This is a genomic window from Mesorhizobium sp. WSM4848, from assembly GCF_055811375.1.
The window spans coordinates 48,923-69,657 of record NZ_JBVVPX010000023.1 but is presented as its reverse complement, the minus strand read 5'-3'; the positions used below and the strand labels follow the sequence as shown (position 1 = coordinate 69,657).

The window sequence follows — 20,735 nt, the reverse complement described above, 5'->3', positions numbered from 1 at the left end:
AGAGATCGTGAATGGAGACCGACACCAGAAAGACCATCGTGCTGACCGGCGCCAGCCGCGGCATCGGCCATGCTACGGTCAAGCGTTTTTCGCGCGAAGGCTGGCGCGTCATCACCTGCTCGCGCCAGGCCTTTGCCGACGACTGCCCGTGGCCGGCCGGTCCGGAGGACCATATCAAGGTCGACCTCGCCGACCAGGAGGATGTCGGCATCGCGATCTCGGAGATCCGCCATCGGCTGGAGGCGCATGGCGGCCAGCTTCATGCGCTGGTCAACAATGCCGGTATCTCGCCGAAGCTCAAGGACGGCAACAGCCGCATGAATTCGATCGACACGCCGATGCATGTCTGGCGCGACGTGTTCCAGGTCAATTTCTTCGCGCCGATCATGCTGGCACGGGGATTGTTCAGGGAACTGGCGTCGGCCAAGGGCTCGATCGTCAACGTCACCTCTATCGCCGGCACTCGCGTGCATCCCTTCGCCGGCACCGCCTATGCGACGTCGAAGGCGGCGCTCGGCTCGCTGACGCGCGAAATGGCGCATGATTTCGGCCCGCACGGCATCCGCGTCAACGCCATCGCACCCGGCGAGATCGACACGGCGATCCTGTCACCGGGCACGGAAAAGATCGTCGAGACGATTCCGCTGCGGCGGCTGGGCACCACGGCGGAAGTCGCCGACATCATCTTCTTCCTGTGCTCGCAGCAGGCGTCCTATGTGACGGGCTCGGAAATCCACATCAATGGCGGCCAGCACGTGTGAGCTTTTGATCGATCGTTGACTCTGCCCCTCATCCCCCTGCCGGGACGTTCTCCCCGAGAACGACGGGGAGAAGGGGCTTGACCGCAACGCCGGCGAACCCTCTCCCCGTTCTTCACGGGGAGAGGGTAAGGGGCGGCGCAGGCTGATGCCCGATCAGGCGCGCTCCAGCAGGTTTTCGATGTCGACTATGGTGTGGTTGGTCAGCGTCTTGGGAATTTCCACTGTGATTTTCTCGGCAACTTCCTTGTGCAGTTTTCGACGCATGTCGCCCAGTACCTGCGGCGGTGCGATCAGCACCATCTCCTTGAAGGCGCCGCGATGCGCGAGCTTGTACAGCCGCTCGGCAACTTCATCGGCGAAACGCTCCTTGCCGAGGCGATGCCAGTCAGTGTCCTCGACTGCGCTGCGGTGGACGGACGGGCCGTCGCTGTAGCGGCCGGGGCGGTCCGAACCTTGCTCTCGCGTCGCCGGATTTGCCTGTTCCATCTCCTGCACGACCTGAAGGTCGGGATATTGGGTATCACCACGGTTCTCGAGGAACAGTGCCTTCTCGCCGTCGGCCACCACGACCCACAGTCCGCGTTTCAGCTTGAGGTTATTCACCGGAGCGCTCCTTTTTCTGTTTTCATGGTTTTTCAGGCCCGTTTCTGGAGCCATTGCCGTAGCTGAACAGCCAGGCTCGGATTCGCAGAGGCAAACGCGCGCCGAGGCAGGAATGTTCCGGTGACGACAAGCACGGCGAGCGAGCCAACCAACTGGGATGACGGTGTTCAGCGCATGTGGGCTTTAATCTACTAGATTGGTAGAATTTAGAAAAAAGTGTTTTGTAATATACTTCGCTTGGCGCTAGAACGGCCGCAGATCAAGGCGCGCAACAGCGGCTTGGATGCGCTCCACTCGCGGGTGTGGAATTTTTTTCTCCTGCCTTTGGTGCTTGCGGAAAAGCGATTGCTTCGCACGAAGCGATGCGCGAGTGCGTTCCTTCTGCTTTTTCGCGCCCGCGCGTAAAACCGACAGCGTATTCAGGATTCCGCTCGCTATGCCGAATGCCCCCGCCAAGCTCAACGCCTTTCCCGTCTTCATGCGGGTCGAGGGCGAAACCGTGGCCATCGTCGGCAGCGGCGAGGAGGCTCTGGCCAAGGCGCGGCTGATCGGCCAGTCGAGCGCCGTCCTGCGCATCATAGCCGATGTCCCCGAGCCCGAATTGCTGGCCTTCATCGCCGCGAATGGCGCCGGCCACATCGCTGCCGCCTACGAGGCCGCGCATCTCGAAGGCGCGGTGATGGTGTTTGCTGCCAGCGGCAACGAGGCGCTTGACCGCCGCGTTGCCGAGGACGCGCGCCGGCTGGGCATTCCGGTCAATGCCGTCGACCGGCCGCAGCTGTGCGATTTCTTCACCCCGGCGCTGGTCAACCGCGCGCCGGTCGCCATTGCCATCGGCACGGAAGGGGCCGGACCGGTGCTTGCCCAGATGCTGCGCAGCCGCATCGACCGCATGCTGTCGCCGTCGCTCGGGCCGCTTGCTTCGCTTGCTGCCTCGTTGCGCGGCACCGCTGAGAGATTGCTGCCGAAAGGCAATGCCCGCCGCCGCTTCTGGAGCGAGTTTTTCGATGGCGCGCCGGCTCGCGCCATCGACGCCGGCCAGCTTTCGCAGGCGCATGATGCCGCCGTCGACCTGTTGCTTTCGAATGCGCCGGCATCGGGCCATGTTGCCTTGGTAGGAGCTGGCCCGGGCGCCGAGGACCTGCTGACGCTGCGCGCCCACCGCCTGCTGATGGAAGCCGATGTCATCGTCCATGATGCGCTGGTGCCGGAGGCGATCGTCGCCATGGGCCGTCGCGACGCCGAGCGTCTGCCGGTGGGCAAACGCAAGGGCTGCCACACCAAGAGCCAGGCCGAGATCAACGCGCTGCTGATCGAGCTCGGCCGCGACGGCAAGCGCGTCGTGCGGCTGAAATCCGGCGATCCGCTGGTGTTCGGCCGGGCGGGCGAGGAAATGGCAGCGCTGCGCGATGCCGGCATCGCCTATGAGGTGGTTCCGGGCGTCACCGCGGCCTTCGCCGCCGCTGCCGATTTCGAGCTGCCGCTGACGCTGCGCGGCGTGTCGTCATCGATGGTGTTCACAACCGGCCACGACCTCAAGGGAAATTCGCTGCCCGACTGGGCCAAGCTCGCCATTTCCGGCGCTACGGTCGCCGTCTATATGGGCCGCTCGGTCGCGGCCGAGGTTGCCGGCCGGCTGATCGAGGCCGGCCTGTCGCCGGATACGGCGGTCGCCGTGGTCGAGAATGCCAGCCTTGCCAACCGCCGCCGTTTCCACGGCACGCTCGCCGACTTGCCGTCGCTGGAGGTCCGCGCGGACCTTACCGGTCCGGTCATGACGATCATCGGCGATGCGGTCGCCGGCGCCAATTTTGAACGTTCCGAGCCGCTGGCGGCACACAGGCATGAAGGCGCGGCCCAAACAGCCGCCGAAGGAGCTGAACGATGAAAGTTCTGACTGCAAACCGCCTCGCCGACGGCGAAGCCGTCTGGTACGCCAATGGCGGCTGGGCCGAGACCATCGACAATGCCGATGTCGCCTATGACAAGGCGGCTGAAGACCGGCTGGAGGTGATCGGCGCCACGGCTTCTGCCAACAATGAAGTGGTCGACGTCAATCTGATCGACGTGACCGTCGCCAATGGTGTGGTCGAGCCGGTCCGGCTGCGCGAAAAGATCCGCGCCGCCGGACCGACCAACCGCAACGACCTGGGCAAGCAGGCCCGCCCGGTAGCCGCCCGGGCGGCGTAAACGACCACATTGAAGAAAACGGGCGGACGCGCCCGGAAAGACCAGACATGTACCGTTACGATGAGTTCGATCACGATTTCGTCCAGGCCCGCGTCGCCGAGTTCAGCGATCAGGTCGCGCGGCGGCTTGCCGGCGAGATCACCGAGGATCAATTCCGGCCGCTGCGGCTGATGAACGGCGTCTACCTGCAGTTGCATGCCTACATGCTGCGCATCGCGGTGCCTTACGGCACGCTGAACAGCAAGCAGCTGCGCATGCTCGGCCACATCGCCCGCAAATACGACAAGGGCTACGGCCATTTCACGACGCGCCAGAACATCCAGTTCAACTGGCCGGCGCTGTCGGACATTCCGGCGATCCTGGCCGATCTGGCTGGTGTCGAGATGCACGCCATCCAGACCAGCGGCAACTGCATCCGCAACGTCACCGCCGACCACTTTGCCGGTGCCGCCGCCGACGAGGTGGCCGATCCGCGTCCTTATGCGGAAATCCTGCGCCAATGGTCGTCGGTACATCCCGAATTCTCGTTCCTGCCGAGAAAATTCAAGATCGCGGTGACCGGCGCCGAGCGCGACCGCGCCGCCATCCAGACGCATGACATCGGCCTGCATTTGAAGAAGAACGCTGCCGGCGAACTCGGTTTCGCCGTCTATGTCGGCGGCGGCCAGGGCCGTACGCCGATGATCGCCAAGAAGATCCGCGACTTCCTGCCCGAGGCCGACCTTCTGTCCTATTGCACGGCGATCCTGCGCGTTTACAACCTCTACGGCCGCCGCGACAACAAATACAAGGCGCGCATCAAGATCCTCGTCCACGAGACCGGCGTCGAGGAGATCACCCGCCAGGTCGAGGCCGAATGGCAGGAGCTGAAGGATGCTGATCTAAAGCTGCCGGAAGCCGACATCCGCGCCATCGATGCCTATTTCGCACCACCGGCGCTGGTCGAACGGCCGGAAGGCGACGAGGCCGTCAAGCTCGCCCGCCTCGATTCGAAGAGCTTTTCGGAGTGGCTCGACCAGAACGTGGTGACCCACCGCCACCCCGATTATGCCGCCGTGACCATCTCGCTCAAGGGCATTGGCGAAGCGCCGGGCGACGCCTCCGACAGCCAGATGGAAGCGGTCGCCGACCTTGCCGAAAAGTATGCTTTCGACGAGCTACGCGTCAGCCACGAGCAGAACCTGATCCTGCCGCATGTCGCGCGCGCCGACCTCAAGGCGGTCTATGACGCGCTGGTCGACATCGGACTGGCGACCGCCAATTCCAACCTGATATCAGACATCATCTCGTGCCCGGGCCTCGATTATTGCGCGCTGGCCACGGCGCGCTCGATTCCGGTGGCGCAGGAAATCTCGCTTCGTTTCGCTTCGCTCGAGCGGCAGCGCGAGATCGGCGAATTGAAGCTGAAGATTTCCGGCTGCATCAATGCCTGCGGCCATCACCATGTCGGCCATATCGGCATCCTCGGCGTCGAGAAGAAGGGCGCCGAACTCTACCAGGTGACGCTCGGCGGCTCGGCCGACGAGAACACCTCGGTCGGCGAGATCATCGGCCGCGGCTTCAGCTCGGCAGAGATCACCGACGCCATCGAGCAGATCGTCGAGACCTATCTCGGCCTCCGGCTCGACAGAAACGAAAAATTCATCGACGCCTACCGCCGTGTCGGTCCCGCGCCGTTCAAGGAGGCGCTCTATGCTGGCGAAGCCAAGGCCGCTTGATCGTATCGTCGACGCAGAGGCCGGCATCGCCGCCGAAGCGGCGGGGCTCGATGCGCTCTATGGTCATCTGAAGCCGCTGGAGATCATCGAGCGGTCGGCCCGGGAATTGTTTCACGGTGAAATCGCCGTTGTTTCGTCGTTCGGCGCGGATTCGGCGGTGCTGCTGCACATGATCGCCAAGATCGACCGGACGCTGCCGGTCATCTTCCTCGACACCGGCAAGCACTTCGAGGAGACGCTCGGCTATCGCGACGCGCTGGTTGCCGATTTCGGGCTGACCGATATCAGGGTGATCACGCCCGAAGAAGCGGCGCTCGAACGGATCGATCCGAGCGGCAACCTGAACGAAACCGACACCGACGCCTGCTGCGAGGTCCGCAAGGTCGAGCCGTTGGCGCGCGGCGTCGAACCGTTCCGAGCTTGGTTCACCGGCCGCAAGCGTTTTCAGGCGACGACGCGGGCATCCCTGCCGGTGTTCGAGGCGGTCGGCTCGCGCATCCGCATCAATCCGCTGGCGCATTGGACGACATCGGACCAGGCCAACTATATGCGCGCGCATGCGCTGCGTGAGAACCCGCTGGTCGCCTATGGCTATCTCTCGATTGGCTGCTTCCCGTGCACGCAGCCGGTGCAGCCGGGCGAGGACGCGCGCAGCGGCCGCTGGGCGGGGCACGCCAAGACCGAGTGCGGCATCCATTTGTCGGGGCTGGAGAAGTCGCTGACCGACGCATCGCTTTAGGGTATGTCGATATTCAGGTGAGGCCGGCCTGCGAATGGCGGCTTCCTGCGCTTCCGGTGCTCACGTACCCAAAGTACGCTCCGCTCCGGTTCTCGGAAGCCACCATTCTCGGCTCGGCCTGACCTGAATCTCAGCACACCCTCGAGCGTTTTGAACTTTAGAATTTTGTGGACTTGGGAATTTCTCGATGAGTGAATCGATAGTGGAAAACGCCACCCGCCTCTGGACCCCGACAGGTTTTAGCGAGGACGAGTGGAGCCATGCCGAGAGCGCCGACGCGCTGTCGGGCAATGGCCGCTTCATCCTGCCGTTGCAGGTGTTTCTCGACCTCGATCCGGCGGTGCGCCGGTCGGCGAAGGAGCGCATCGGCGTGCTGCTTCAGCCCGGCGATCAGCTCGAAAAGATCGCGGACCTGCTCGACCAGATATCGCTGGTGGCGCTGGCCTTCCCGGCTTTCAGTGACGGCCGCTCCTTCTCCAAGGGCGAACTGCTGCGCAGCCGCTACCGTTTCGAGGGCGCGGTCCGCGCCACCGGACAGGTTCTGGTCGACCAGCTTCCGCATATGCTGCGCCTCGGCTTCGACGAGTTCGAAGTATCAAATCCAGTGTTGCTGAAACGGCTGGAGGAAGGCCGCACCGGCGGTCTGCCGCTGTCCTACCAGCCGACCGTGAAGCCGGAGGCCAAAGGCCCCAAATATTCCTGGCGGCGGGTGCGCGCCGGCTGATCTTCCCGACGGAGCAGGTCGCATCTGGTCGGACCACTTTGCCGATTCAATCTTTTATTTTCGGCATCCGCACCTTAAGATAGGGCCTATTATTTCGCGATCCGAAATAAATATCGCCACCAAGGGAGGAACCGGGAAATGGCTGGTAAGAAGATATTGATGCTCGTTGGCGAGTTCAGCGAGGAATACGAGATTTTCGTCTTTGAACAGGCCATGCATGCGGTCGGCCACACGGTCCATGTCGTGTGTCCAGACAAGAAGGCGGGCGACATCCTGAAGACGTCGCTGCACGACTTCGAGGGTCACCAGACCTATACTGAAAAGCTCGGTCACGACTACATACTCAACAAGACGTTTTCCGAGGCCAATCCGGCTGAATACGATGCCGTCTATGCGGCAGGCGGTCGCGGGCCGGAATATATCCGCATCGACAAGCGCGTGCAGGCGCTGGTGCGGCATTTCCACGAGACCGGCAAGCCGATCTTCACCATCTGCCACGGCGCCCAGATCCTGATGGCGGTCGACGGCGTGCTGCGTGGCAGGGAGGTCGCGGCGCTGCAGTATTGCGAGCCGGAAGTCACGCTCGCCGGCGGCACCTACATCGATGTCGCGCCGACCGGCGCCCATGTCGACGGCAATCTGGTGTCGGCCAAGGGCTGGCCAGGGCTGGCCGCCTTCATGCGCGAATGCCTGAAAGTGCTCGGCACCGAGATTCGCCACGGCGAGATCGTGATGCGCGACGAACGCCAGGCGGCTTGAGCTGGATCTTGGAAAGCCGCCGCGCCCGTGGTGCGGCGGCTTTACAGCGCCACGCGTTCTTTTTAGGACGCGCTTTACGCAGTCATCCGCGCTTCGCGAAACGACACCAGCTTGCTGCGGCTCTCATCCCACAGCGCCAGCTTGACGCAGCGCAGGCTGTCGAGAAGCGTGACGCGGCCAATTTCGCGCAGTTCCGGATAGTCCCTCAGGACCTCCTGCAGACGATAGCACGGCACCTTGGCGGAGAGATGGTGCACGTGATGGACGCCGATATTGCCGGTGAACCAGTTCAGTACCGGCGGCAGGTCGTAATAGGACGAGCCGTGCAGGGCCGCATGCTGGAACTCCCATTCGGAGTCCTTTGCCCACTCGGTCTCTTCGAACTGGTGCTGGACATAGAACAGCCAGATGCCGGCGGACCCGGCGAGAACGACGATGGGTAAATGGACGACCAGGAACGCTTCGAGGCCGACGAACCAGACGAGGGCGGCAGCGGCGACCGCGATGGCCGCGTTGGTGGCCATCGACGACACCCAAGGCGTGAGGCCGCCTCGCATCATGCCGACCGGCAGTCTCTGCTCAAAAATGAAAAGCCAAATGGGGCCGAGGCCGAACATGACGAGCGGATGGCGATAGAGACGATAGGCAAGGCGGCCCCGCCATGACATTTGCCGATATTCCGCGACAGTCAGCGTCTTGATGTCGCCCGTGCCGCGCTCATCGAGATTGCCGGCGCTGGCATGATGGGTTGCGTGGGCACGTCGCCAACAATCGTAAGGCGTCAAAGTCAGGATGCCCAGGCCGCGGCCGATCCAGTCGTCGGCGGTGCGGTTGGCGAAGAAGGAACCATGGCCGCAATCGTGCTGAATCATGAAGATCCGCACCAAAAAGCCGGCGGCCGGAAGGATGAGGATCAGACCCCACCAATGGCCATAGGCATAGGCAGCCGAGGACAGGGCCCACAGGGTGGCAAAAGGGATGAGGGTGATGGCAAGTTCGACGGCGCTGCGCCGCCTGTCAGGTTTCTTGTAGCGCGCCAGGATTTTCAACCAGGCACGCTTGCTGTTCGCTACAGCTTCGGGGGAAATCATGTTCATCAGGAAGCATAGACGGACCATTCCGTCGCCGCAAGGCAGGCATCACGCCAAGTTACTGCGGGTAATTGTCGCGCGACGCGCAAGGTGCTCCATTCGGAAGGGCATGCTTGGACCCGGCAGCCTGCAATGTCAGGCGAATGTATTCGACTACCGCGGCCGGCGACTGGCTACGCTGCCCTCGATGCCGTCCAGGCGGTCGAGCAATTCCTTGAAACGGTCGGGAATGTCGTTCTCCGTTCGGAACGCCGGCAACGCACGCAGAAAGCGGACCGTAGCCTCGGTGCCGAACTGGCGCCTGAGGCCGGCCGCGAGCCGTTCACGTCTTTCGTCATCGTTGCGGGCGCCATTCTTACGGTCGCCGTCGTTGCGGGTCGCCATCTCAAAATCCTGTGTCGGTTTCGAAACTCTTCCAGCAGACGAATGGTTCCCCCATCGCAGCATCTTGGCAAGCAAAGCCGGCGATTACAGTAAAATTTGAATTAATATCGAAAGGTCTTCATGATGCGTCGTCGAAGCGCGGGCGGCCGCTCCAGTATCGCTTGCCCCCTTGATTTTTGGCCGCCAAACCTCGATATCGGGCACAAATCCACACCATTCGAAATGACGGGAAACGGCGATGAGCGACCAGGCAAAAGACGAACGCGCGCCCGATGAAGCCGAGACGACCGGGGCTGCCACCGAACGCCCGGAAGGCAGCGCCGACGGCGACTATGAAGCGCTTGTGCGGCTGCTAAAGGAAAACGACGAGTTGAAGGACCGCGCGCTCCGCGTCGCAGCCGAGATGGAGAATCTGCGCCGCCGTACCGCCCGTGACGTGCACGATGCACGTGCCTATGCGGTTGCCAATTTCGCCCGTGACATGCTGTCGGTATCGGACAATCTGCGTCGCGCGCTGGATGCGATCCCGGCTGAGTCCAAGGCGTCGGGTGATGCCGGTTTGAAGTCACTGATCGAGGGCGTCGAGCTCACCGAGCGCGCCATGCTATCGGCGCTCGAGCGGCACGGAGTGAAGAAGCTCGAGCCGGAAGGCGAGAAATTCGACCCGAATTTTCACCAGGCGATGTTCGAGGTGCCCAATCCGGAGGTGCCGGCCAACACGGTGGTCCAGGTCGTGCAGCCAGGCTATTCGATCGGCGAGCGGGTGCTGCGGCCGGCCATGGTCGGCGTTGCCAAGGGCGGTCCCAAGCATGTGGCTGGTGAAGCGCCGGTCGAGCCAGGGCCGGTGAATGAGCAAGCTGAGAAGGATGCGTAAGTTAGGGGAGTAGGGGAGTAGGGCAGTACGGGAGTAGGGGATAACGCTACCTGCGGTAAAGCAGAGCAATTGCCTACTCCGGCCAGTGCCTTCTCTTTCCCCTACTCCCCTACTCCCCTACTGCCTTATTCCCTTACTACCCTACTCACGCCGCGAAGCGCTGGGCTTCCCCGCCATAATAATTGACGTAGCGGGCGCCGATCTCCTTGACCGGCATCACCACGAACACGTCGACCGTCGAGAATTCGCGGTCGATGACGCAGCCGTCGCCGATCCGCGCGCCGACGCGCAGATAGCCCTTGACCAGCGGCGGCATCGCCGCGATCGCGGCCTTGGCGTTGACCGCCTCGATCGGCATCAAATCCATGGGGCAGTAGCGCCCGGCGACCGCGCGCACGTCCCAGGCCGATTTCGTCCGGCAGTGATGGGCGAGATAGGTCAGCGCTTCGGCGTGCGCCGCCGGCACGGTGCCGGGGAACGAGGCGCAACCGGTCATCACGCCGATCCCATAATGGTTGATATAGGCCCAAATACCTTGCCAGAGCGCCTCGATGGTGCGCTTCGAACGGTATTCCGGCAAGACGCAGGAGCGGCCGAGCTCGAGGAAACGCTGGCCGGGGTGGCGGGCGATAAGATTGGTCAGCTCAAACTCGCCCTCGGAATAGAAGCCGCCGGCCGCTGCCGCGATTTCCTGCCGCAACAGGCGGTAGGTGCCGACAATGCGGCGATGCTCGGGACCGGATAGCGAGGTGTCGAAGACGAGCAGGTGATCACAGAGCGGATCAAAATGGTCGGCGTCGCGGCGGTCCTGCACCTGAAACAGGGTTTTCCTGGCGCCGAGCTCGTCATAGAATACCCGGTAGCGCACTTCCTGCGCGGCGGCGATCTCGGCCTCGTTGCGTGCGAGCCGCACTTCGAGGTTGCCGATACGGCCAAGCGCTTCGCCTTTTATGACGGCATCGACGTTACGCCCGGTGAGCAAAGCACCGCTGGCGTTCGGCCGAGCGTCACATTCCGGCATAACTGTATGCACGAGTGATTCTCCTTCGAGCCATCCCTCTTGGCACGGGGATACGGTGTAGGTGCAACAGGATTGTGACAGTACCGTGATGCGGCCCTGCCGGCAATACTTCGTCGGCTGGGCAACCCTTCAACCGGCTATGTTCTGAAGGTAAGCCAGGGAAGGACAGCCGGCAGATCACGCGGCCACGTGGCCCTCGACCGCATGGACCAGCGCGTCGGGGTCGAGCGGCTTGGTGACGAAGCCGCTGGCGCCATGGGCGAGCACTGCGTGGCGGGTCGTTTCCTGACTGTCCGCCGATAGCACCATGATCGGAACCGGCGGCACGGCGGTTTCCTCCTCGTGCCGGCGGATGGCGGCGATGGCGTCCAGCCCATCCATGACAGGCATATGCAGGTCCATCAGCACCACGTCGAAGCGGTACTTGTGGTCGGCGCCGGTGATGGCCTCGACGGCGGCCTTGCCGTTGCCGACCAGTTTCACGCGATGCCCGGCCTTCAGCAGCGTGGCACGGGCAAGCATGGCGTTGATGTCGTTATCCTCAGCGATCAGCACGGACAGACCCCGCCGCCGGCTGCCAATGGCGCGGGCGGATGGTGCGCCGCGCTTTTCCGGCTGCGGCGGGGTGAGGGCAGGCACGCTGCTGGCCAAAAGCACGCGAAGCAACGTTTCGCCACGCACCGGCCTTGCCAGAAAGGTGGCATAGCCGCTGGCGCGGAACTCGCCCAGCATGCCGCGGTCGGTCGGCGCGATCAGTGTGATCGCCTCGCAGTCGGCAAAGCCGCTCTGGCGAAGGCGCTTGAGCAACCTGCCGTCGCCTTCCTCCATGGCCGCATCGACCAAAAGCACGTGGCAGCCTTCGGCGAAGGACGCTGCCTGGGCGGCGGTCGCGGCCAGATCGACCTTGCCGCCATTGGCGCGGATGGTGCGGGCGATGGCGTCGGCCTCGATGGCGTTCTTCGACAGGATCACGGCGCGCCGCCCTGACAGCGCATCCTGACGGCTCTGCGGCGGTTCGGTGGCGGATATTGCAGGGATTTCGAAGACGAATTCCGAACCATGGCCGAGCTGACTCGAAACCGAGATCGTGCCGCCCATGGCGATCACCAGTCGCCTGGAGATGGCAAGACCGAGTCCGGCGCCGCCATGCGCGCGGGTCGAGGTGCCGTCAGCCTGTTCGAATTCCTCGAAGATGCGCTCCAAGTCGTCCTCGTGCAGGCCAGGACCGGTGTCGGTGACGGTGAAGCATATGCGGTCGGTGGTTTCGGTGCGGGCACGAGCGATGCTCACCAACACGCCGCCGCTGTCGGTGAACTTGATGGCGTTGCCGATGAGGTTGAGCAGCACCTGCCTGACTCTTCCAGGATCGGCTGATATCATCTGCGGCACGTCGGGTTCGACATGGCAGCCAAGGCCGATATTCTTGGCGAAGGCGCGCGCCGCCAGGAGTTCTACGATGTTGTCGGCGATCTCGCGCACCGACATTGGCTGCGGTTCGGGATCGAAGCGGCCGGCCTCGATCTTGGAATAGTCGAGCAGGTCCTCGATCAGCGCCAGCAGCGCGCTGGCCGAGGTCGAGATGGCGCCGACATAGGTCCGTTGTTGCGGCGAGAGCCCGGTGTCCGCCAGCAGCTTAGCCATGCCCATGATGCCGTTCATCGGCGTGCGGATCTCGTGGCTGACGGTGGCGAGGAAGCGCGATTTGGCCTGGCTTGCATATTCGGATCGCTCGCGGGCGGTGATCAGCGACGTTTCGGCGTGCTTGCGTGCGGTAATGTCGCGGGCGATGGCGCGATGCGAGACAGCACCGCTCTCCTTGTCGCGCACCGACAGTTCGATCCATGAGAACCAGCGCGGGCCGCTCGGTGTGCTAATAGCGACGTCGGTGGAGCTCAGGCATTCATGGTCGGAAAAAGCGGCATCGGGAACGATGCCGACGTCGATGCCGAGGTCGGCCAGGGCCCTGCCGGCAAGGTCGCGTTGATCGGCTCCGACAAGCTCGGCGAAAACCTTGTTGGCATAGACGATGTGGCCGTCACGGTCGCGATGGATGACGAGATCGCCAAGCGCGTCGATCAGCCCGCGAAAACGTTCCTCGCTCTCCTGCATCTCCCACACGCGGTCGGCCAGGCTCTCAACCTCGGCGCGGCTGCGCGCTGCGGTCTCGCCAAGCAGGGCAACCGTGCGACGCTGCTTGCGCCTGGCACGCAGATGCGCGGCAAGGCCGGCCATGCCAGTCGCCAAAAGGCCGACGGTGATGAAGATCGGCGCGCCGGTCAGATGCGACAGGCCTGCCAGCACGACGATGGCGACGAGCATCAGGAACGGCAGGCCTTCGCGATTGGCGGCGGGCAATTCAGGCGCCAGTGGCGGCGCCGTGATATGCTGCCGGCTTGGCGCCTCCGGCGCGATCCCGTCGACGCTTTCGGCGCTCTCTGTTTCTCTGATGCCGGATTCCGTGACCATGCGGAAACCCTTGCCAGACAGAGATTATGGAAAATTGCGGCGGATCGTTCGAATTTTAGCGGTCGCGTGGTTTTTGCCTCTCCGCTCCTGAAGCGGGTCGTTTGTTCTTTTCCGCATGTCGCTATCGCAAAACCGCTGCACACCCTTGGGTCGGGCACGAGGGCATGCTTTTGCGCGATTAAAAACCGGAGAAGGAAGAGCTCACATGTCCACCACCACGCGACCGCGGATCTTGCCCTCGACGATGTCGTGCGCGGCGTCGATGATGCCATCGAAGCCAATGGTCGTGGACAGGCTGGCGAGCTTCTGGAGGTCGAGGTCCGTGCCGATGCGGCGCCACGCCTCGATGCGCACCGTTTTCGGCGCCATCACCGAATCGATGCCGAGCAGACAAACGCCGCGCAGGATGAACGGGGCGACGCTCGCCGGCAGATCCATGCCGCCGGCCAGGCCGCAGGCGGCGACGGCGCCGCCATAGGAGGTCATCGAAAGGACGTTGGCCAGCGTGTGACTGCCGACCGCGTCGACGCCGCCGGCCCAGCGTTCCTTGGCGAGCGGCTTTGCCGGCCGGGCAAGCTCGTCGCGCGAAATCACTTCCGAAGCACCCAGGTCGGTCAGGTATGGACTTTCAGCGCTGCGGCCGGTCGAGGCGATGACGTGATAGCCGAGGCTGGACAGAATCGAAATCGCGACCGAGCCGACGCCGCCGGCCGCGCCCGTCACCACGACGGGACCGCGATCCGGCACGATGCCGTGCCGTTCCAGCGCGATGACGCAAAGCATGGCGGTGTAACCTGCCGTGCCGACCGCCATCGCGTCATGCGGGCTCATGCCCTGGGGCAGCGGCACCAGCCAGTCGCCCTTGACACGGGCGCGCTCGGCATAGGCGCCAAAATGCGTCTCGCCGACGCCCCAGCCGTTCAATATGACCTTGTCCCCCGTGCGCCAGTCGGCATGGGAGGACGAGATGACGGTGCCGGCGAAATCAACGCCCGGCACCAGCGGCCAGCGGCGGATCACCGGCGCCTTGCCGGATATGGCGAGGCCGTCCTTGTAGTTCACCGTCGTCGCCTCGACGGCGACGGTGACATCGCCTTCCATCAGGTCGGCTTCGGTAAGGTCGGTGATCGCGACCGACTGCTTCTTCTCGGCGTCGCGCGAAACGAGGATGGCTTTGAAGGTTTCGGGCATGTCTTCTCCTCGGGCTTCTTGAATGGGACACTGTATGGCGGCAGAAGGCCAGGTCAATCGCCAGGTCAGTCGCTTGAGGGCTTGGCCTCACGCCGCCAACCAATGAGTTCGTCGAGGACGACCACCACCGCGCCGACCGCGATGAAGGCGTCGGCGAGGTTGAAGATGGCGAAGGACCATATTGGGGTGTGAAACAGGATGTAGTCGATCACGTGACCATAGGTAACGCGGTCGAACAGATTGCCGAGCGCGCCGCCGACGATCAGCGCAAAGCCGATGCGGGTAAGCACGTGGCTGGGCGGAGTGCGGGCCGCGAGATAGAGCACGAAAGCGACGACGAAAGCGGCGATGATCACCAGGCCGGTGTCGCCGAAGGACGAAAACATCGAGAAGGCAATGCCGGTGTTGTAGGTGCGATACAATGCCAGGAACGGGACAAGATCGACCTTTTCCTGAAAAGGGAGGCCGGTCTCGACCAGATATTTCACCCACTGGTCGAGCGTCACCGCGGCGGCGACCAGCACGACGTACGGCAACCATGATTTTGCCGTTGGGGATTTCACCATTCGGGATGTCACGGTCAGGGACCCTCCGGGGCAAGTTTCAGCGCGCCGCGCCGGATCTCGAACAGCATGATGCCGGTGGCCACCGCGAGATTGAGCGAATCAGCCCGACCGGACTGTGGAATCCGCAGCAGTCTGTCGCAGCTTTCGGCCAGGCTTTCGGGCAGGCCCTGCTGTTCGTTGCCCATCATCAGCAGCACCGGGCCTTTGGAAAAGTCGACCGAACGGTAATCGACCGCACCCTTCAGATGTGTGCCGGCAACGAGGCCAGGAAAGCTTTTTCGCCACGCAAGGAAGGCTTCCGGCGTCGCCTTGGCGACCGGCACAGCGAAGATCGAGCCCATCGTGGCGCGCACGGTCTCGACGGAAAAAGGATCGGTGGTCTCGCCGACCAGGATGATGCCCTTGGCGCCAACGGCATCGACGGTGCGGATGACGGTGCCAAGATTGCCGGGATCGCGCACGCGGTCGAGCGCCACCCAGACATCGCCGTCTTGAGCGCGGATGTCCGTCAGCGGCAGGAACTTTTGCGAAAAGACGCCGACCACCATTTGCGGGTTGTCGCGGCGGGTGATGGCGACGAGCACTTTTTCCGAAACTTCGAGCACGGTGCCGCCGGCGGCAACCGTGCGTGCCGCGACCTTTTCGACCGCCGCGTTGCCGCGTCCGGCTTTGGCGAAGACCAGCGTCCGGATCGACCAGCCGAGGTCGAGCGCGTCGATGACCAGCTTCAGCCCCTCGGCCGTGAAGGCGTTCTGCTGGTCGCGGTATTTCTTCAGCGAGAGCGCCTTGATGTCCTTGATCAACGGATTGGCAAGGCTGGTGACTTCCTTCACCTGCCCTGGCGCGCCGGCATGCCGCTCGCTCATTCAGGCCACCCAGCGCGAGAACAGCGAGGTGGACAGCGCCCGGCCGGCGGATTTCTCGCGGATGATCAGTTCGCCGGATTCGACCGTGCCGCCCATGCCGACAAAAGTGTCGCGCATCAAGGCATGGATGGCGAAGAAGGAAGCGCGGATCGAATAGGCGGTCAGCACCACAGCGAGCGGCTTCGGCGTCAGGATCGAGCGGCAGAGGTCGGTCAGATCAGGCAGATCCTCGAACAATTGCCAGACCTCGCCTCTGGGGCCACGGCCATAGGCGGGCGGATCGAACAGGACGATGTCGTAGCGGCTGCCACGGCGCTCCTCGCGCTCGGCGAATTTTAGGGCGTCGTCGACGATCCAACGGATCGGCTTTTGCGACAGGCCCGCCATCTCCTGGTTCTCCCTGGCCCAGCCGATCGCCTTCTTGGAAGCATCGACATGGGTGACCTCGGCGCCGGCGCGCGCCGCCACCAGTGAGGCAAGGCCGGTATAGCCGAACAGATTCAGTACTTTGACCGGCCGCTTCGCCGCCGCGATCAGCCCGGCCATGTGATCCCAGTGCGAGGCCTGCTCGGGGAACACGCCGACATGACGAAACGAGGTGAAGCGGCCGAGATAATCGATGCCGTCATGCTTCATCGGCCAGGTTTCGCGGAGCGGCGTCTTGGGGAAGCGCCAGCGGCCGATGCCTTCCTCGTCGGTGTCGCCGGTGAAAATGGCGTCGGCGCGGTCCCAGTCTTTGGCCGGCAACGCTTTTTGCCAGATCGCCTGGCCTTCGGGCCGAACGACGCGATAGGGGCCGTACTGCTCGAGCTTCTGACCGGCGCCGCTGTCGAGCAACGCGTAGTCGGCGTTGGGCGCCACTTCGAGGATCAGCGGCAGGTGTTCGGCGGGCAGGGCGCCGTCGCGGCGCGAAAGGACGCGCGGCGCGGCTTTCGGCTCGGTGCGGTTGCCCGATGCAGCGGTTCCGCGCGGTTCCGCCCCGCCCTTTGCGAGCTGATGCGAGCGGCTGTCGCGGCGTTTGTCGCGAAAAGGTTTCAAGAAGGGCATCTCCGGGCCGACGTGGCCCGCTTCTGCCACAGCACATTCACCGGCGCAATAAACGCGGTTACTGGACATTTCCGAACGGGTCAGCCGCGCCTGATCCAAAGCAGGGCGGCAACCAGCGATACGAAACCGACGGCCTTGAAGCCGGCGACGATCATATGGCCGGTTTCCCAGCGCAGTCGGATCGCTTCGAAATTCTCCGGAATCGGCCCAGGCACCCAGGTGGCCAGAATATCGTTCGTCGGCTTGACGAGAGCAAACCACATCGCAAGAGACACCGCATAGAGCACGGCAGCGGCCAACGCGTACCAGAACGCCGGACGATCACTGCGCAGCATCCAAGCGAGCAGTCCCGGGCAGCCGATCGCGGCCACGTCGAGTGGCGCGCCAATGGCGGCAAACAGCTGGAACTGGGCGTTGAAGACAGTCGTCTCGCGCCAGAGTGAAGGCGACCACTTCGTCAGCCGAGGAGCCGATTCCAGGACATGGGCGAAGGACGGTCCAAGGCTGAGCGCCGCGACAACGGCCGCCAAGATAGACCAGAACAACAGGAACCCACGTATTTCCATAACGCCCGAACAACGGCGTGACGCCGGAGACGTTCCCCGTCGGAAGGGAGTAGGGCAGTAGGGGAGTAGGGGAGTAAGGGGGTAAGGGAGTAAGAATAAGTGTATAGGGAAATATGACTGGCACGAAGCCGCACGGATGGTACGGCTTCCCCTACTCCCCTACTCCCCTACTCCCCTAGCTTTGTACACCGCAATGCCGGCGGCGAGGTCTTCGAGGGCTGCGCCGACCGATTTGAACAGCGTGATCTCACCGGGGCTCTGCCGGCCCTTCTTCTGGCCGCGCGCCAATTCATGCAGGTCGGCGACGATGGCTTGCGCCTTCAGCACGCCCGAGGCCAGCGGCTGCACGATGTCGCCCGCCTCCTTGGTGGCGCCTGCCCTTGTATCGACGTAGACGCGGGCACGCGCAATCGCATCGTCGTCGCTTTCGCGCATGGCCGGCGTAAAGCCGCCGACCAGATCGACATGGATCCCCGGCTTCAACAGCGCACCCTTGATCAGCGGCGTGGTCGTGATCGTCGCCGACGAAACGATGTCGGCCCGGCCGAGTTCGGTGTCGAGATCGCTCGCGGCGGTGGCCGCAAAGCCCTCGGCGCGCAATTCCGCCGCAACCTTTTCGGCATTGGCCGGCGTGCGGTTCCAGATGCGGATGGCGGTGATCGGCCGCACCGCTGAATGCGCCTTGGCGAGGAACGGTGACAGCGCGCCGGCGCCGACCACCAGCAGCCGGGAAGCATCGTCGCGGGCCAGATAGGAGGCGGCGAGCGCCGAGGCGCAGGCCGTGCGCCACTGCGTCAGCCGCTGGCCGTCTATCATGGCTTCAGGCTCGCCCGTCGCACCATCGAGCAGGAGGTAAAGCCCCATCACCGCGGGTTTGCCTACGGCGTTGTTGTCGGGCGACACCGTGACGATCTTGACGCCGATATGGCCGCCTGCCGACGAGCCAGCGGCATTGAAGTCGGTCCAGGCCGGCATCAGGAGCAGGGTCGAGGCCGCGCCGTCGGGCCGTTCGACCGTATGGTGGTGCCTGACCGGCTGTACCGCGCCATCGCGAAAAGCCGCGCGCAGCGTTTCGACCAGGCCGGGAAAGGTCAGCGCCTGATCGACCTCGGCCGCCGAAATGCTCAGCATAGGAAACTCCGTCGAGAGAAATACGTCTGCCGCATGACCGCGAAATCAGAAGCGATTTTCCGCAAAGATCATGCGCAATCAAAAATGGTACAGCGTCCTTTGCGCGTCCAAAAAGGACGCGCGGCGGTTCCGGCTCAGCCCGTCGGCTTCGGCAAGGAGGGGCCTTGTTGCGCGGCCGGTGCCCGGCTGACCGCCTGGCGCAAGTTCTCGGCCTCGACGCCGCGCTGGCGCGCCAGCTTGCGATAGCGGCCCTGCTTGATCCAGGTCGCCAGGCTGCCGACGATCATGCCGACGGCGAGGGCCAGGAACAGGAAGATGAAAAGCGGCAGCGTCATCGTCAGCGCCGGATTGCCGGGGTTGAATGGGTCCAGGGTGAAGGCAACCGGATCGCGGTTGGCGACCGCCAACGCAATCAGAATGACGGCCAGCGGCACGAAGACCACGATGAGCATGAAACGATTGAACATAGAATTTCCTGTCGAAGGCGGGCTCTACCGAAGGCCGGGCCAACCTGAAAAGGCCGGCATGGCGCATGAGCCCGCGCGGCGCTTATTTGCCGCTGTTCAGCCTTTCACGCAGCTCCTTGCCGGTCTTGAAGAACGGCACCCATTTCTCCTCGACCTCGACGGATTCGCCGGTACGCGGATTGCGACCGGTGCGGGCGGGGCGGTTTTTCACCGAGAAAGCGCCGAAACCGCGCAGCTCGACCCGGTTGCCTTCGGCAAGCGCGTCGGTGATCTCGTCGAAAATCGCGCCGACAATGTTTTCGACGTCACGCAGGAAAAGGTGCGGGTTGCGTGTGGCGATGATCTGCACAAGTTCGGATTTGATCATGAGAAGGCTCCCCGTGAAAACACTGCGGTCAAATTATGAGGATGATTTTATTTGCTTTTTCACTCGTCTCAAGGGTGCCAGACGGAAACCAGACCGTCAAGAAACAAGCGATCGCCACCAAGTTCGTGAATGATGTCGCCGCCATAGTCGGGCAGACCGAGCGCACTGCCGATGGTTCGCGCCATCGCCTTCGAGAACAGGAAGCCGCCGCTTTCCGCGTCCTTCCACTCCACCACCTTGAGCTTGGCGTCGACGCCCTTGGTTGCGAGCCAGTCGATCGCTTCGGTCTCGCCGCCGACCGCGTCGACCAATTTGTTGGCAACGGCCTGCCGGCCGGTGAAGATCGATCCGTCGGCCAGCGCCAGCGCCTCCGGTTTGGTCATCTTGCGGCGTTCGGCGACGATGCCGACGAACCAGTCGTAGCTGTCGAGGATGAGCTTGCGGACCATGGTGCGCTCGTCGTCATTGGTCGGCTTGAAAGGCGATGGCGAAGCTTTCAACGGCGAGGATTTCACTTCCTCGAGCTTGACGCCGAGTTTGTCCATAAGGCCGCTGACGTCCGGATACTGGATCAGCACGCCTATCGAGCCGACAATCGACGATTTGCGTGCGACGATATGATCGGTCGCGGTGGCGATCATATAGCCCGCCGATGCGGCCAGCGTGCCGACCTGGGCCACCACCGGCTTCTCGGCGGCCAGCTTGCGCACTGCCTCGTAGATCGATTCGCCGCCGACGGTGGTGCCGCCCGGTGAATCGATCGACAGGATCACAGCTTTCACCCTCGAGGATTGACGGATGGCGTCCAGTTGCTTGATCAGGTCTTCGTCTTCGGTGATGGTGCCCTCGATCTTGACCTTGGCGATATGGTCGACCGCCGCGCCAGTGAAGTCGTCGCCGTAAATCCAGGTTGAAAAGGCAATCAGCCCGGCTGCTGCGACAACAAGCGCTGCAACGCGCCAGAATGTCAGCTTGCGGCGCAAGCGGCGGCGGTCGATCAGGTCGTCGGCTCTCAGTACCATGGTCAGCCTCACAGTCGGTGGGAGCAGATGCTTTTAAAGCAACCGCCCGCGCCCGGCTACCGATTCCTGACGAGCTTGTGCCAAAGACAAGGTCTCGACGTTGGCGAGCCGACGCTTCGAGAGAGAATAAAAGACCAATCCACAGCCCCTAACGCTGTCGGCCCGTATCTGGTATGACGTGC

Annotated in this window: 22 protein-coding genes; 8 read left to right on the top strand and 14 right to left on the bottom strand. The window is 63.5% G+C overall.

Features of this window, described 5'->3' with window-relative positions; translation table 11 throughout:
- Positions 1–11 precede the first annotated feature (11 nt).
- Complete coding sequence (locus AC0L16_RS20770) at positions 12–761, top strand: SDR family NAD(P)-dependent oxidoreductase (protein WP_473622927.1); 750 nt, start codon at positions 12–14, stop codon at positions 759–761.
- Between the two features lie 153 nt (positions 762–914).
- Here AC0L16_RS20770 and AC0L16_RS20765 read toward each other — a convergent pair whose 3' ends face one another.
- On the bottom strand, positions 915–1,364 hold the full coding sequence (locus AC0L16_RS20765; protein ID WP_473622969.1) for a baeRF12 domain-containing protein: 450 nt from the start codon (positions 1,362–1,364) through the stop codon (positions 915–917).
- Between the two features lie 436 nt (positions 1,365–1,800).
- On the opposite strand from AC0L16_RS20765, the gene cysG reads away from it, so the two are divergent.
- The 6 genes from cysG to AC0L16_RS20735 all read left to right on the top strand — a co-directional run bounded on the left by cysG (position 1,801) and on the right by AC0L16_RS20735 (position 7,494).
- Entirely contained in the window at positions 1,801–3,252 is a 1,452-nt protein-coding gene (gene cysG, locus AC0L16_RS20760) for a siroheme synthase CysG (RefSeq protein WP_473622926.1), read from the top strand.
- Positions 3,249–3,554: a DUF2849 domain-containing protein gene (locus tag AC0L16_RS20755; protein ID WP_473622925.1), complete on the top strand. Its 306-nt coding sequence runs from the start codon at positions 3,249–3,251 to the stop codon at positions 3,552–3,554. The genes cysG and AC0L16_RS20755 overlap by 4 nt, the downstream gene beginning before the upstream one ends.
- Positions 3,555–3,601: 47 nt before the next feature.
- Positions 3,602–5,272 carry a nitrite/sulfite reductase gene (locus tag AC0L16_RS20750; protein ID WP_473622924.1) on the top strand — a complete coding sequence of 557 codons (1,671 nt, stop codon included), beginning with the start codon at positions 3,602–3,604 and terminating at the stop codon, positions 5,270–5,272.
- Positions 5,247–6,011, top strand: coding sequence for a phosphoadenylyl-sulfate reductase (locus tag AC0L16_RS20745; RefSeq protein ID WP_473622923.1), 765 nt, complete (start codon positions 5,247–5,249; stop codon positions 6,009–6,011). The genes AC0L16_RS20750 and AC0L16_RS20745 overlap by 26 nt, the downstream gene beginning before the upstream one ends.
- A 187-nt stretch (positions 6,012–6,198) precedes the next feature.
- Entirely contained in the window at positions 6,199–6,735 is a 537-nt protein-coding gene (locus AC0L16_RS20740) for a DUF934 domain-containing protein (RefSeq protein WP_473622922.1), read from the top strand.
- 138 nt (positions 6,736–6,873) lie between these two features.
- Positions 6,874–7,494 (top strand): DJ-1/PfpI family protein, encoded by a 621-nt coding sequence (locus tag AC0L16_RS20735; RefSeq protein ID WP_473622921.1) that lies wholly within the window; start codon positions 6,874–6,876, stop codon positions 7,492–7,494.
- A gap of 74 nt (positions 7,495–7,568) precedes the next feature.
- On the opposite strand, the gene AC0L16_RS20730 is transcribed toward AC0L16_RS20735, so the two are convergent.
- Both AC0L16_RS20730 and AC0L16_RS20725 read right to left on the bottom strand, forming a co-directional pair.
- Positions 7,569–8,591 (bottom strand): fatty acid desaturase, encoded by a 1,023-nt coding sequence (locus AC0L16_RS20730; RefSeq protein ID WP_077381075.1) that lies wholly within the window; start codon positions 8,589–8,591, stop codon positions 7,569–7,571.
- 147 nt (positions 8,592–8,738) lie between these two features.
- On the bottom strand, positions 8,739–8,969 hold the full coding sequence (locus AC0L16_RS20725) for a hypothetical protein (RefSeq protein WP_473622919.1): 231 nt from the start codon (positions 8,967–8,969) through the stop codon (positions 8,739–8,741).
- A gap of 238 nt (positions 8,970–9,207) precedes the next feature.
- Between AC0L16_RS20725 and grpE the strand changes: the two genes are divergently transcribed.
- Positions 9,208–9,843 (top strand): nucleotide exchange factor GrpE, encoded by a 636-nt coding sequence (gene grpE, locus AC0L16_RS20720; protein WP_473622917.1) that lies wholly within the window; start codon positions 9,208–9,210, stop codon positions 9,841–9,843.
- Between the two features lie 145 nt (positions 9,844–9,988).
- Here grpE and olsB read toward each other — a convergent pair whose 3' ends face one another.
- From olsB to sppA, 11 genes are all read right to left on the bottom strand, one after another.
- The gene (olsB, locus tag AC0L16_RS20715; protein WP_473622967.1) at positions 9,989–10,864 is read right to left on the bottom strand and encodes a l-ornithine N(alpha)-acyltransferase; all 876 of its coding nucleotides are present in this window, start codon (positions 10,862–10,864) and stop codon (positions 9,989–9,991) included.
- 177 nt (positions 10,865–11,041) lie between these two features.
- Positions 11,042–13,330, bottom strand: a complete 2,289-nt coding sequence (locus AC0L16_RS20710) for an ATP-binding protein (protein ID WP_473622916.1) — start codon at positions 13,328–13,330, stop codon at positions 11,042–11,044.
- Between the two features lie 201 nt (positions 13,331–13,531).
- Complete coding sequence (gene acuI, locus AC0L16_RS20705; RefSeq protein WP_473622914.1) at positions 13,532–14,521, bottom strand: acrylyl-CoA reductase (NADPH); 990 nt, start codon at positions 14,519–14,521, stop codon at positions 13,532–13,534.
- Positions 14,522–14,586: 65 nt separating this feature from the next.
- Positions 14,587–15,087, bottom strand: a complete 501-nt coding sequence (lspA, locus tag AC0L16_RS20700; protein ID WP_473622913.1) for a signal peptidase II — start codon at positions 15,085–15,087, stop codon at positions 14,587–14,589.
- A gap of 14 nt (positions 15,088–15,101) precedes the next feature.
- Positions 15,102–15,953, bottom strand: coding sequence for a TrmH family RNA methyltransferase (locus tag AC0L16_RS20695; protein WP_473622912.1), 852 nt, complete (start codon positions 15,951–15,953; stop codon positions 15,102–15,104).
- Complete coding sequence (locus AC0L16_RS20690) at positions 15,954–16,991, bottom strand: RsmD family RNA methyltransferase (RefSeq protein WP_473622911.1); 1,038 nt, start codon at positions 16,989–16,991, stop codon at positions 15,954–15,956.
- A gap of 89 nt (positions 16,992–17,080) precedes the next feature.
- Complete coding sequence (locus AC0L16_RS20685) at positions 17,081–17,566, bottom strand: DUF1772 domain-containing protein (RefSeq protein ID WP_473622910.1); 486 nt, start codon at positions 17,564–17,566, stop codon at positions 17,081–17,083.
- Between the two features lie 159 nt (positions 17,567–17,725).
- Positions 17,726–18,697 carry a bifunctional Delta(1)-pyrroline-2-carboxylate/Delta(1)-piperideine-2-carboxylate reductase gene (gene lhpI, locus AC0L16_RS20680; RefSeq protein WP_473622908.1) on the bottom strand — a complete coding sequence of 324 codons (972 nt, stop codon included), beginning with the start codon at positions 18,695–18,697 and terminating at the stop codon, positions 17,726–17,728.
- Positions 18,698–18,831: 134 nt separating this feature from the next.
- Positions 18,832–19,164 (bottom strand): DUF1049 domain-containing protein, encoded by a 333-nt coding sequence (locus AC0L16_RS20675; RefSeq protein ID WP_287319332.1) that lies wholly within the window; start codon positions 19,162–19,164, stop codon positions 18,832–18,834.
- Positions 19,165–19,246: 82 nt separating this feature from the next.
- The gene (locus AC0L16_RS20670; protein ID WP_023797441.1) at positions 19,247–19,531 is read right to left on the bottom strand and encodes an integration host factor subunit beta; all 285 of its coding nucleotides are present in this window, start codon (positions 19,529–19,531) and stop codon (positions 19,247–19,249) included.
- Positions 19,532–19,599: 68 nt separating this feature from the next.
- Positions 19,600–20,553, bottom strand: a complete 954-nt coding sequence (gene sppA, locus AC0L16_RS20665) for a signal peptide peptidase SppA (protein ID WP_473622907.1) — start codon at positions 20,551–20,553, stop codon at positions 19,600–19,602.
- Positions 20,554–20,735 lie beyond the last annotated feature (182 nt).